This window comes from Qipengyuania sp. L-5Y (assembly GCF_056859455.1).
Map to the genome: position 1 here is coordinate 190,766 of NZ_JBSXOM010000027.1, position 12,075 is coordinate 202,840.

The window sequence follows — 12,075 nt, forward strand, 5'->3', positions numbered from 1 at the left end:
GCCGATCCATGACCTTTCGGATGCCGCCCGAATGGGCGCCGCAGGACTGGCTGTGGATCGGCTTTCCTCATGATGCGAAGGAATGGCCCGACACGCTTCCACGCGCTCAAGAGCAGATCGCTGCTTTTGCGAATGCCGTTGCCGAAAGCGGTCAGGAGGTCCGCCTGCTGGTAAAGGACGGCGCCAATGAAGCGCGCGCGCGCCAGCTGGTAACCGGTAGCGTCGTTCTGGAAAAGCGTTCCTATGGCGACATCTGGCTGCGCGATACCGGTCCTCTCGTGCTGTGCCATGAGAATGGCGAACGTTGTGCGCAGCGCTTCGGCTTCAACGGCTGGGGCGGCAAATATCTGATGGAAGGCGATCAGACGGTCGGCGCAGAACTGGCTACGGATGCCGGCTTGCCGCTCGAGGTCGCGGACTGGATCCTGGAAGGCGGTGCGATCGACGGAGACGGTACGGGGCTGGTCGTAACGACCGAACAATGCCTGCTCAATCCCAACCGAAATCCGCAGCTTACAAAGGACGAAATCGAAGATCGATTGCGACGCGACCTCGGCTTCGACCGTGTTCTCTGGCTAGGTGAGGGACTGATCAACGATCACACCGACGGGCATGTCGACAATCTTGCCCGCTTCGCAGCTGCCAATACGCTCTGCCTACCCCGCGCGACGGGCAGAAACGATCCCAACGCCGCAATCTATGCCGATGCCAGGCGGCGGGCCGAAGATGCCGGCGTCACGGTAAAGGACATCCCTTCACCCGGCCTCGTAACCAGCGGCGACCACGTCGAGCCAGCGAGCTATGCGAATTTCGCCATAACAAGCCATCTGGTGGTGGTGCCGACGTTCGGGAGCGCGCATGATGCGGAGGCCGTTGCGGCCATTTCCGAGCTGTTTCCCGACCGTGCGACAATCGGACTTGCCGGTGATGCCGTGCTTGCCGGCGGAGGCGGTTTCCATTGTGCGAGCCAGCAAATGCCATCGGCCGGGTGGCGGCCTTAACACTTCGTTAGGGGTTCAGGCCCAGAATGCGGCAATGGCCCATGCAATCGCACTCGCCCGCATACATTTCGCCCCGTTTCCGGTGGCGAATATCGCGCGTGCCGTGATCGTCAGCGGTTGCGGCCTTGCTCTGGCACTCGCCGGACCTATCCTCCCCTTCTGAGCGGTCAGACGATCGCCTTCCATAGCGCAGCCGCGGCCGCGCCACCGAGCACCATGCCCACGCATATGCGCCAGCTACGGTCGCCAATACGGCCCGATGCCTTGTTGCCCAGCCAGTTACCCAGCAGCACCGCCGGAAACAGAAGCGCCGCGAGCAGGGCCAGCTTCCACTCCAGCACGCCGATCGCGGCACCGCTCGCCAGACCGACACTGGATGCGCAGGTAAAGATCAGCAGCATCGACGCCTTGGCCGTTTCGCGAGGTATGTCGCGCCCCACGTAATAGGGAACGACCGGCGGGCCGGGCATTCCGGCGTATCCTGTCATCAGCCCGCTAAGCAGCCCCACGCCGCCCGTTGTCGCCGGGTGGTGATGCGCGGCCCTACGCCGCGGAAGGAGTATGGCCACGAACGCCGAAAGAGCGATGAAGGCAATCACGACCCGTGCGATCGCGGGGGTGGTCAGGCTCAGCGCGTAAAGACCGACGGGCGTGGTCACCGCGACCATTGCGATGATAAACCAGGCCGATCTTTCCGCCTCGCGCAATAGCCGCCTAATTTCGGAAACACCGATGAAAACCGAAAGGAAATTGGTCACCAGCACCGCGTGGACCGGCGATAGGGCGAGCGCCAGGATCGGGACGATCAGTATCGCCATGCCGAAACCGGTAAGGCCGCGAACGAAAGCCGATCCGAAAGCTGCAGCCAGCGCAGCGAGTACGGCTGCGATACTGTAGCCGGCGATTACATCCATGTACCCCGCCCTTCGTGACGATCATCGCAGATCGGGCGGCGTCGCCTCAGTGCGCAGCATGTCGATAGCTTCCTCGAGGCTCATCACGCGCTGGTCCTTCTCGCCCAGCGTGCGGACCGCGACGGTGCCTTCCTCCGCCTCGCGCTTGCCGACTACCAGCAGGTGCGGAACTTTCGCGAGGCTATGCTCGCGCACCTTGTAGTTGATCTTTTCGTTGCGCAGATCGCTGTCGACCCGGATCCCCGCAGCTTCCAGCTTTCCGACGGCTTCCTTGGCGTAATCGTCCGCATCGGACACGATGGTAGCGACCACCGCCTGCGTCGGGGCGAGCCAAACGGGCAGGCGACCGGCGAAATGCTCGATCAGAATGCCGATGAAGCGCTCGTACGAACCGAAGATCGCACGGTGCAGCATGACGGGGCGATGCTTCTCCCCATCCTCTCCGACATAGCTGGCGTCGAGACGGTCGGGCAGGACGCGGTCGGACTGGATCGTGCCGACCTGCCAAGTGCGACCGATCGCGTCGGTCAGGTGCCATTCGAGCTTGGGAGCATAGAATGCCCCTTCACCGGGCAATTCTTCCCATTCGAGGCCGTTTGCTGTCAGCGCGTCGCGCAGTTCCTGTTCGGCCTTGTCCCAATCCGCATCCGAGCCGAACCGCTGATCCGGGCGCAGCGCAAGCTTGATGTCGTAGCTGAACCCGAAATCGCGATAGACCGTATCCGCCAGCGCAAGGAAGGCCTGCACCTCCTCTACCACCTGACCTTCCGTGCAGAAGATATGCGCATCATCCTGCGTGAACTGGCGCACGCGCATCAGACCGTGGAGCGCGCCATGCGGCTCGTTGCGGTGGCAACAGCCCATCTCGCCCAGCCGGATCGGCAGGTCGCGGTAAGAGGTGATGCCTTGCTTGAACACGAGCACATGGGCCGGGCAGTTCATGGGCTTCAATGCCATCCAGTCGGCTTCACCGGAGATGACCGGACCGTCTTCCTCGGTATTGGGCACTTCGTCTGGAATAACGAACATGTTCTCGCGATACTTGCCCCAGTGACCGGACTGTTCCCACTGGCGCGCGTCCATCACCTGAGGCGTCTTGATCTCGCGATAACCCGCCTTATCCATCTTGCGACGCATATAGGCTTCGAGCTGGCGCCAGATGCGATAGCCGTTGGGATGCCAGAAGACGCTGCCGTGCGCCTCTTCCTGCAAGTGGAAAAGGTCCATCTCGCGGCCCAGTTTGCGGTGATCGCGCTTGGCCGCTTCCTCCAGCCGCGTCAGATGAGCGTTGAGCTGCTTCTTGTTGAGCCAGCCGGTGCCGTAGATACGTGTGAGCTGCGCATTCTTCTGGTCGCCGCGCCAGTATGCTCCGGCGACACGCATGAGCTTGAAGGCCTGCGGGTCGAGCTTGCCTGTGCTGGCAAGGTGAGGACCGCGACACATGTCGAGCCAGTCTTCCCCCGACCAGTAAACCGTGAGTTCTTCGTTTTCCGGCAGTTCCCGCGCCCATTCCGCCTTGAAGGCCTCGCCCTCGGCCTCCCACTTGTCGATCAATTGCTGGCGGCTCCAGACTTCCCGGCGCAGGGGTTTGTCCGCCTTGATGATCTCGCGCATCTTTTCCTCGATCGCGGGAAGATCGTCCATGCTGAACGGGTCGCGGTCCGCGGGCGCCTTCACATCGTAGTAAAAGCCGTCATCCGTCGATGGACCGAAAGTGATCTGCGTACCGGGCCACAGGGCCTGCACCGCTTCTGCCAGCACATGGGCAAAATCATGGCGCGCAAGTTCAAGCGCGTCATCCTCGTCGCGGGCCGTGACGAGAGCCAGTTCGGAATCGCTCTCGAATGGACGATTGATGTCGCGCAATTCGCCATCGACGCGGGCGGCAATGGCTGCCTTCGCAAGTCCCGGCCCGATCGCGGCCGCTACGTCGGCAGGCGTGGAACCGGGCTCCATTTCACGCACCGAACCATCGGGCAGGCTAATCTTGAGAAGTTCCGTCATCGTCTCGTCCTAGGGCTCTTCGCCGTTAATTGCCGCGCCCATGGCACAAGGAGGCGCAGCCTTGAAGCGGCGTTTGCGAAGAATTCCGATTTCGGGAAGAAACGCCAACCACCCGAAACCGGGCGGCGGTGGATCGCTCAAGCCGCGACCGACCACCCCCGGTTGCCCGGGGTGGTAGTTGTCGTGGTCGTGATGCGCATGGGCGTCATGCCCCTCAGATAACTCCGTCGAGCTGATATCTCAACCCATATCCAGCTTGCGGCTGCCTGCGAGGGTCGTCATCCGCTTTGTTGCTACCACGCCCGCGCCCTTTTCGCGGACGCTGCCAAGGAAGCGGTATTCGCTCGTGGCGCTGCCGGGTGTAAGTTCGACGGCCATATATCCGCGGCGCGACGAATCCATCCATTGCAGCTGTGCATTGGTTGCAACTGCATCCCTGGCCAGAACATCGGGCGGGACTTGCGGAAGATAACCTTCGAAGCCAGGAGAGGTTACGGACTGGCCCCCGAACTCCACACCGACCGGTGTTCCCTCGAGATCGAGATCGAAGGCCCAGGCGTTATGGGTGTCACCGGCAAGGCTGATAAGGTTCGCATCCGCTGATAGTGCCGCCTCGAACACCCGCCGACGCGCGGCGGGATACCCGTCCCATGCATCCATACTGAAGGGTACGCCCTCTGCCCCGGCCATGGCGCCGGCGAGCACCCGTTGGCGAATGTAGTCGGGCGCATCCTTGGGAAGCGCAGCTGCCAGAGATGGAGAAGAGACGAGGTTGCCCATCAAGACCTGTTGCACAAGGACCTGCCAAGTCTTGCCGGCAGCCTTCGAGCGGCTGAAGCTTTCCGCCAACCAAACCTGCTGAGCAGAACCGAGCAGTTCGCGCGCCGGATCCCTGTAGTCGCCATCACGAAAAGCAATGAGCGCCGCCTTGGCTTCCTCCGGCGAATTGCCGCCTCGCAGCACGTCACCAAGACTGAATTGCTTGGCGCGTGCCGTGAGCCGCGTTTCGAGGCGATAGAGCGTTGCGAGGTCGCCAACCTCGTATTCTGCCCATGGCTCTTCGGATACCGGCATCCATTCGCGATAGGCCTTCATCGCTGCCGCCTTGCGAACCGACCATTCGCCCTCGCTGTCGGGTTGATGGTTTTCTGCCCCGCCTTCCCAGGAATCGTTGGCGCTTTCGTGGTCGTCCCAGACCGCGATCATGGGGAAAAGCTGGTGCAATCGCCGCAGGTCCGGATCCTGCCGATACGCCGCGTACCGTTCCCGGTAATCGGCCAGCGCGACGAGTTCGTGCGAGGGCCACACGCTGCGGCCGGAGACGGTTTCGTCGGTCGAGGGATACGTACCCGGGGCGTATTCGTAAAAATAGTCGCCGAGGTGCAGCACACAGTCGAAATTGCCGTCTGCCGCGGCATGGGCATAGGCGTTGAACCAACCAAAACCGATGTTCGCGCAGGAGAACACAGCCATGCGAAAACGATCGGCTGGCCCCTCGGGCAATGTGCGGGTGCGGCCGATGTCGGAAATGCTGCCGTCCGGCGCAATGAACCGGAAGTAATACGACTGTGCCGGCTCGAGGCCTTCGGCAAAGGTCTTGCAGCACCAGTCGTTCTCTGCCCTCGCGGCGATTGAGCCACCGGCAATCTTGCGGGTGAAATCCACCGAATCGCTGACCTCGAACTCCAGCGGCGTGTCCTGATCGGCTTGGAAACGGGTCCACAACAATACGCGATCAGGTCCAGGCTCGCCGCTGGCCACACCATGGGTAAAGCCGCGTCCCGGCTGGCTTGCAGAAAGGGGGGCGGCAAGCAACCCGGAACCCAGCAAGCCGGCCTTTAAAAGGCTGCGGCGGTCAAGTGCGGGAAGCTTCGGCGAAGCGGGGGGCTCAGTGGCAGTCATGAAATCTCCTCGTCTCGCGTCTGCCTGCGCCTCATGGCCATATCATGACAAGCCAAAAACCACGCGCGGAAAGGTCACGCGTCACTTTGTCAACTTTGCTTGACACGGTGTTGTGATAATGACAAATAGCCTTTACACGATGAAAAGGAGAGTTGTCATGAACCCCAGAGTGCGCAATCTAGTTTGGGCTGCCGCGGTCTTGTGTATCGCCTTGCTCAATATCTTCGACATACTGCCGGACTGGTCGACCTTCCTCGCCATATTCACGATCCCCCTGCTTGCGGTACTCAACCGTCGTAAAGGCAATACCGATTGCGGGGTGTGCGCGCTGAAACAGTGACCGGGTCCGCCCGATTCCAATTCGTTCGAAATCCCACAGTTCTGGAGACCACAACCATGAAAGTTCGCCGGATAGCCCTTGCCTATGGTTCGCTGATCATAGCAGCCGCCATGTTGATGGTGCATCTCGAAGTGTCTGACGGTATCGCATTGACCGTCACCATCGGCCTTGCCGTCATTGCCCTGACCCACATGCGTAAGGTCGGCGGCCGCTCGTGCGAGAGCGTGTCTTGAGCGCGGCATCGGGTGATCGGCCTCGGGGCCGTTCTCCCTATCTCTGGGTTGTGCTCTATCTGGTCGCCATAGGGATAGTTGGCACTCTCAAGCTCACCGATGCAATTAACGGGCCGACAGGCTTCATCCTTCTTGCACTGGCCACCGGCCTGCTGATTCCGATCGCGCGGCAGCGCACAGCCGGCTGTGCGAGCAAGGCGATGGTGGACTATAATCGTCGTGTGCTGGTCAGCAGCTTCGGCTATGCGCTCGGACTGGGCATCGCGGTCACCCTGTGGGACAACTACGAATTGTCCCGTCCGGTCGTGTTCGCAATCTCGCTATTGCCCACCCTGCCCACTTTCGGCGTGATCTGGGCGATGGCCCGCTACCTTGCCGAAGAGCAGGATGAATATCTCCGGCACCGCACGATCATGGCTGCCCTGATTGCACTTGGCTTTGTGCTGGCGCTGGGCATCTTCTGGGGCTTCCTGGAAATGTTCGAACTGGTGCCGCATGTCTGGGCGTGGTGGGTCTTGCCAGTCTGGGCCATCGGCCTGGGCTTCGCGCAGCTTTGGCAAAAGGTGCGCGACGCATGAAGAACCGCCTCAAGGTCCTGCGCGCCGAGCGTGACTGGAGCCAGCAGGATCTCGCGGCGCGACTGGAAGTGTCACGCCAAAGCGTCAACGCCATCGAAACCGGACGCTACGACCCATCTCTGCCGCTGGCCTTTCGTATTGCCGACATCTTCGACATGACGATCGAGGAAATCTTCCTGCGGGAAGAAGAACCGCGCGCCGATTGACACTGGCTCTCCGATCCCCGACCACGCGGTGGGGATCGGAGGTCATTGATTATGCAGGGGTCGCAGGACATGGAAGGCAGTGACAGCGCCTTCGTTTTCGAAGGAAACTGGAAGGATTTCGCGCGGATCGCGCTGCCCAACCTTCTGCTTACCATCGTGACGCTGGGCATTTACCGGTTCTGGGCGACTGCGCGCGAACGCCGTTATCTGTGGTCGCGGACGCGCTTCGTCGATGAACACCTTGAATGGGCCGGCACCGGCATGGAACTGTTTCTCGGCTTCGTGATGGTCATCCTGCTGTTCGGCCTGCCCTATTTCGGGTTGAGCTTCGTGGCACAGGCACTGATCGCTCGCGGATACGAAGCCATCGGCGCCGGACTCGGGGCAATCGCCCTCGTATCGATTTTCAATCTGGGCGGGGTCGCCCGCTTCCGCGCGCTTCGTTATCGCCTGTCGCGGACCCGCTGGCGCAGCATACGTGGCGGGAGTGACAGCGGCGGTTTCCTTTTCGGCCTGTCCTACATGTGGAAGACGATGGTCGGCTGGCTTCCGCTCGGCCTGCTCATCCCCTGGTCGATGACAAGCCTCTGGAACGAGCGCTGGAGCAAGATGAGCTTCGGTCCGTTCGCCTTCGAGGCCGACGCGGAAGCGGGCGGGGTCTTCGCGCGTTTCCTGCTGTTTTATCTGGCACCGTTCGTGATGTTCGTCGGAATGCTGATCATGGGCGGCATGGGCATGCTTGCCGGTTACGGAATGGGCGGCGAGAATGGGAGGGCCATCGGCGGCATAGTCGGGGTCATCGGCATCGTCCTGTTCTTCTATCTCGGCCTCGGCCTGATCGCGGTTGCGTTCTATGCGAAATTCTATCGCGAAGTGGTGGGGGCGACACGGTGGCGCTCGCTTCATTTCAGTTTCGAGGCATCGACCATGGATTGGGTCAAGCTGCTGATCGGCGATGCACTGCTGGTTGTTTTCACGCTGGGCCTGGGCTTCGTTTTCCTATCCTATCGCCACTGGAAGTTCTTCATGACGCATCTCGAGGCGGGCGGAGAAATTCTCCTCGACGAGCTGACCCAGTCGCAAACCAGGACCGCCAAGCATGGCGAAGGCCTGCTCGACGCTTTCGACATGGGCGCGATCTGAGCCGATGGATGATGCCTTCGAAGTTCCTGCTGAATGGTACGACGGCACGAATGCGCTGCGGCATTCGGGGGTGCTGCGGTGGGATGGTCGGGGCGGCCTGTCGCTTCAGGCAAGTAGCTCCCGGGTCGATCTGAACGCAGCCGATCTGCGGTTTGGCGAGATACGCACGGACCGCACCCTCTATCGCAGCGAGAGCGTCCCCGATTTTCGCCTGTTTCTGCCAAACGACCTACCGCCGGGCCTCGCCTCGCAGCTTCCGCGGAAGAGCGAATACGGGGCGTGGGTAGACAAGCTGGGTCTTGGCAAAGCCGCCGCGATTTTCAGTGCCGTGAGCGTGGCCGCCGTGGCTTTGTTCATGACTGCACCAGACTGGCTCGGCCCGCGCATTCCGGCCAGCTGGGAGCGCAACATCGGCGAGGCGATGGTCGGCGAATTCGGCGGCCGGATATGCCATACCCCCGAAGGTGATGCCGCCCTCGCCAAACTGTTGGGGAAAGTCGATCCGGCACGAGAGAAGGTCCGAGCCGGGATCGCGAACATGGACATGGTCAATGCGATAGCATTGCCAGGGGGGCAGGTACTGCTCTTCGATGGCCTGGTCCAGCAGGCCGAATCTCCGGAGGAACTTGCGGGCGTCTTGGCCCACGAAGTCGGCCATGTACGCGAACGGCATGTCATGACGGCGCTGCTCAGGCAGTTCGGTCTGTCTGTTCTACTCGCAGGCGCGGATTCGGGGCTCACCAATGGGGCGGTCGGGCTGGCGTCGATGGGCTATTCGCGCGATGCCGAACGCGAAGCCGACGATTATGCGCGAGCACGCATGGCGCAGAGCGACATATCCCCTTTGGGCGCAGCCAGTTTCTTCGAGCGTATGGCCAAAGAGCATGGCGACGAGGATAACTCTCCTGCCCTGCTCGGTTGGATAGCCAGCCATCCCTCGTCGAACGAGCGCGCGAAAGCCTATCGTGACGCGGCGGGCGGAAGAACGGCTTACCCGCCTGCCATTACCGATGATGAGTTCGAAGCGCTGAAGACCATGTGTGCCGACGACCCGGACGTCGAGGACTTCGAGTTCTTCTGAAAGACTTGCAATCGACAGGTTGCGGGCCGACATCGCCCGCCATGTTCGACACCAAGCAGTTCACCATGCCCGACGGGCGACGCATCGCCTATCGCCATATCCGTGGGACCGGCCCCGCTCTGGTCTTCCTGCCCGGCTACATGTCCGACATGGCTGGCGCCAAGGCCACCGCCATGTTCGACTGGGCCCGTCAGCAGGGCCGGGCGTGCCTGCTGTTCGATTATTCCGGATGCGGTCAGAGCGGTGGCAGCTTTGCTGACGGAACCCTGTCGAGGTGGCGAGAGGAGGTGCTGGCGCTGATTGACGCGAAAATCGAAGGACAGGTCGTGATCGTCGGATCGTCGATGGGCGGCTGGCTGATGCTGCTCGCCGGCATGGAACTGAGCGACAGGCTGGCAGGCTTGGTCGGAATTGCTCCCGCACCCGATTTCACCGAATGGGGCCGTTCCGATACGGACAAGGACAAGCTCGCAGCAGGCGAGACCGTCTATGACGACAATCCCTATGGCCCTGAACCGACGCCGACGCATCCGGGCTTCTTCGCCGATGGACAATCGCAATTGCTGCTGGGCAGCGAAATACCCATCGAAGCGCCCGTTCGGCTGATCCACGGGCAGAGAGATGACGATGTGCCGTGGGATATCAGCACGCACCTTGCCGAAGCGCTCCGTTCGGACGACATACAGGTCACCTTGATAAAGGACGGCGACCACCGGCTGTCGCGCGATCAGGACATCGCCCTGATATTGCAAACGGTCGAAGCGCTTTCGAAAGGCCCTTCATGATTGCCTCTGCCCTTGCCTTGCTGCTCATGCAGGTCGGCCCTGCACCCACAAGCACCACATTTCCCGACATTCCGGACGAAACGCGCGAACGAGCGCGCCAGACCAATGCGGAAAATGCGTCCGCGACCGCCCATGCGGCTAGCGGAAAGCTTGCTGAATGCGTGACGATGGCGGCCGAAGATGCCGAGGCGGCCAGCGACATGGCGCAGAAATGGCGCGAAACCGCCGAAACCCAGCTTGAGCTCGCCCAGTCGGCTCATTGCCTGGGTCTGGCGCTTGTAAGACTGGACGACTTTGAAGGGGCGCAGCAGGCCTTCGATCTGGCTGCCGGGGAAGTTCCTGACGGCGCACCGGCCTATCAGGCACGGCTATCGGCCATGTCTGGCAATGCGGCCATGGCTCAGGGCAAACCGGCCATTGGCGAACTCGCGTTCGGTCGGGCGGTCAGCTATGCTGCAGATGCCGGCGACACCGTACTTTCTGCCAGCGTTTCGGTCGACCGTGCACGGGCGCTGGTAGCATTGGGTCGCAACGATGAAGCGGCGAAAGCCCTGGCAGAAGCGCGAACCAGCGATCCGGCCAATGCCCGCGCCTGGCTGCTTTCGGCTACCCTTTCGCGCCGCCTCGAACGCTTGGGAGAGGCGCAGGAGCAGATTGCTCAAGCCGCCACGCTTGCGCCGCAGGACCCCGCGGTTGGCCTGGAAGCAGGCGTGATCGCCGCACTATCGGGCAGGGAAGAAGAAGCCCGCCGCAGTTTCGATTCCGTCCTCCTGGTTGCGCCCGAGAGCGATGAAGCCGCGCGTGCCCGCACCTATCTGGAGCAATTGAAACCGTGACCGATTTTTCCATTCTCGACCTCGTCCCGGTCCGCCAGGGCGGCACATTGGGAGAGGCGTTCGACGCCGCCACGACGCTTGCCAGAACGGCGGAAAAAGTGGGTTGCAAGCGTTTCTGGGTGGCCGAACACCACGCCATGGAAGGCATCGCGGGCGGGGCGACATCCGTGGTTCTCGCGCATATCGGCAATGCGACGTCGACCATCCGTATCGGATCGGGCGGCATCATGCTGCCCAATCACACGCCGTTCCAGATCGCCGAACAGTTCGGAACGCTCGATGCATTGTTTCCGGGCCGTATTGATTTAGGTCTTGGCCGCGCCCCGGGCGCCGGGCCCGAGCTGCAGCGCGCGTTGCGGAAGGATCTTCACCGGGCTGCCGAAATGTTTCCGCAGGACGTGGTGGAGCTCATGGCGTTCATGGCGGGCGAAACGACAATTCACCCCACCCCCGGACTGGGCGCGAAACCCGAATTTTGGATGCTGGGATCGAGCCTGTTCGGCGCGCAACTCGCCGCGAAGCTGGGCATGCCTTACGCTTTTGCCAGCCATTTCGCCCCGGATCATCTCGATGGGGCGCTCGAGCTTTATCGGCGCGATTTCCAGCCGTCCGACGCATGGGAAAAGCCGCATGTCATGGCTGCGATGAACCTGTTCGTCGCCGGTACGCAGGACGAGGCAGAATACCTCGCCAGTTCGCAATTGCAGGCGTTCGTATCGCTGCGTACGGGCAAACCGGGCAAGCTTCCGCCCCCCGTCCGCGATTATCGTGGCAGCCTTCCGTCGCAGGCCCAGGCGATGCTGGCCCATATCGGCCAGGCGAGTGCGACCGGAACGCCGCAACAGGCGGCCGATACGGTTCGCGCCTTTATCGACCGTACAGGGGCCGACGAGATTATATTCGGTGGTAGCATGTACGATCCGCAAGCGCGCAACCGTTCGCTCGAGCTCGCAATGGACGCGCTCGGAAGTTAGGCATGCCGTAACGGCGGGGCAGTTCGGCGTAATGCTCGCATACGTTTGCGAAATTTGCGTTGTGCCACCTTGATAGCC

At 61.9% G+C, this 12,075-nt stretch carries 14 protein-coding genes; 11 read left to right on the forward strand and 3 right to left on the reverse strand.

Annotated features, from left to right (window positions below):
* Positions 1-8: 8 nt before the first annotated feature.
* Positions 9-1,001, forward strand: a complete 993-nt coding sequence (locus tag AC13F2_RS07125) for an agmatine deiminase family protein (RefSeq protein ID WP_482964752.1) — start codon at positions 9-11, stop codon at positions 999-1,001.
* A 34-nt stretch (positions 1,002-1,035) separates the two neighbouring features.
* A complete protein-coding gene (locus AC13F2_RS07130) occupies positions 1,036-1,164 on the forward strand; it encodes a hypothetical protein (protein ID WP_482964753.1) in 129 nt (42 codons plus the stop codon).
* 4 nt (positions 1,165-1,168) lie between these two features.
* Here AC13F2_RS07130 and AC13F2_RS07135 read toward each other — a convergent pair whose 3' ends face one another.
* From AC13F2_RS07135 to AC13F2_RS07145, 3 genes are all read right to left on the reverse strand, one after another.
* On the reverse strand, positions 1,169-1,915 hold the full coding sequence (locus AC13F2_RS07135; RefSeq protein WP_482599063.1) for a sulfite exporter TauE/SafE family protein: 747 nt from the start codon (positions 1,913-1,915) through the stop codon (positions 1,169-1,171).
* A gap of 21 nt (positions 1,916-1,936) precedes the next feature.
* Complete coding sequence (thrS, locus tag AC13F2_RS07140) at positions 1,937-3,919, reverse strand: threonine--tRNA ligase (protein ID WP_482964754.1); 1,983 nt, start codon at positions 3,917-3,919, stop codon at positions 1,937-1,939.
* A gap of 240 nt (positions 3,920-4,159) precedes the next feature.
* Positions 4,160-5,821: an alkaline phosphatase D family protein gene (locus AC13F2_RS07145; RefSeq protein WP_482964755.1), complete on the reverse strand. Its 1,662-nt coding sequence runs from the start codon at positions 5,819-5,821 to the stop codon at positions 4,160-4,162.
* A gap of 157 nt (positions 5,822-5,978) precedes the next feature.
* Here AC13F2_RS07145 and AC13F2_RS07150 point away from each other — a divergent pair, with 157 nt between their 5' ends.
* From AC13F2_RS07150 to AC13F2_RS07190, 9 genes are all read left to right on the forward strand, one after another.
* Entirely contained in the window at positions 5,979-6,161 is a 183-nt protein-coding gene (locus tag AC13F2_RS07150) for a hypothetical protein (RefSeq protein ID WP_482964756.1), read from the forward strand.
* A gap of 56 nt (positions 6,162-6,217) precedes the next feature.
* Positions 6,218-6,394 carry a hypothetical protein gene (locus AC13F2_RS07155; protein WP_158246634.1) on the forward strand — a complete coding sequence of 59 codons (177 nt, stop codon included), beginning with the start codon at positions 6,218-6,220 and terminating at the stop codon, positions 6,392-6,394.
* On the forward strand, positions 6,391-6,972 hold the full coding sequence (locus AC13F2_RS07160) for a hypothetical protein (RefSeq protein WP_196847164.1): 582 nt from the start codon (positions 6,391-6,393) through the stop codon (positions 6,970-6,972). Before AC13F2_RS07155 ends, AC13F2_RS07160 begins: the two co-directional genes overlap by 4 nt.
* Complete coding sequence (locus AC13F2_RS07165; RefSeq protein ID WP_196847165.1) at positions 6,969-7,178, forward strand: helix-turn-helix transcriptional regulator; 210 nt, start codon at positions 6,969-6,971, stop codon at positions 7,176-7,178. The genes AC13F2_RS07160 and AC13F2_RS07165 overlap by 4 nt, the downstream gene beginning before the upstream one ends.
* A 69-nt stretch (positions 7,179-7,247) precedes the next feature.
* Entirely contained in the window at positions 7,248-8,321 is a 1,074-nt protein-coding gene (locus tag AC13F2_RS07170) for a YjgN family protein (protein ID WP_482964757.1), read from the forward strand.
* Positions 8,278-9,402 (forward strand): M48 family metallopeptidase, encoded by a 1,125-nt coding sequence (locus tag AC13F2_RS07175; protein WP_482964758.1) that lies wholly within the window; start codon positions 8,278-8,280, stop codon positions 9,400-9,402. The genes AC13F2_RS07170 and AC13F2_RS07175 overlap by 44 nt, the downstream gene beginning before the upstream one ends.
* A gap of 41 nt (positions 9,403-9,443) precedes the next feature.
* Positions 9,444-10,187: an alpha/beta fold hydrolase gene (locus AC13F2_RS07180; protein ID WP_482964759.1), complete on the forward strand. Its 744-nt coding sequence runs from the start codon at positions 9,444-9,446 to the stop codon at positions 10,185-10,187.
* Complete coding sequence (locus tag AC13F2_RS07185) at positions 10,184-11,023, forward strand: tetratricopeptide repeat protein (protein WP_482964760.1); 840 nt, start codon at positions 10,184-10,186, stop codon at positions 11,021-11,023. The genes AC13F2_RS07180 and AC13F2_RS07185 overlap by 4 nt, the downstream gene beginning before the upstream one ends.
* On the forward strand, positions 11,020-11,997 hold the full coding sequence (locus AC13F2_RS07190; protein ID WP_475210096.1) for an LLM class flavin-dependent oxidoreductase: 978 nt from the start codon (positions 11,020-11,022) through the stop codon (positions 11,995-11,997). The genes AC13F2_RS07185 and AC13F2_RS07190 overlap by 4 nt, the downstream gene beginning before the upstream one ends.
* Positions 11,998-12,075 lie beyond the last annotated feature (78 nt).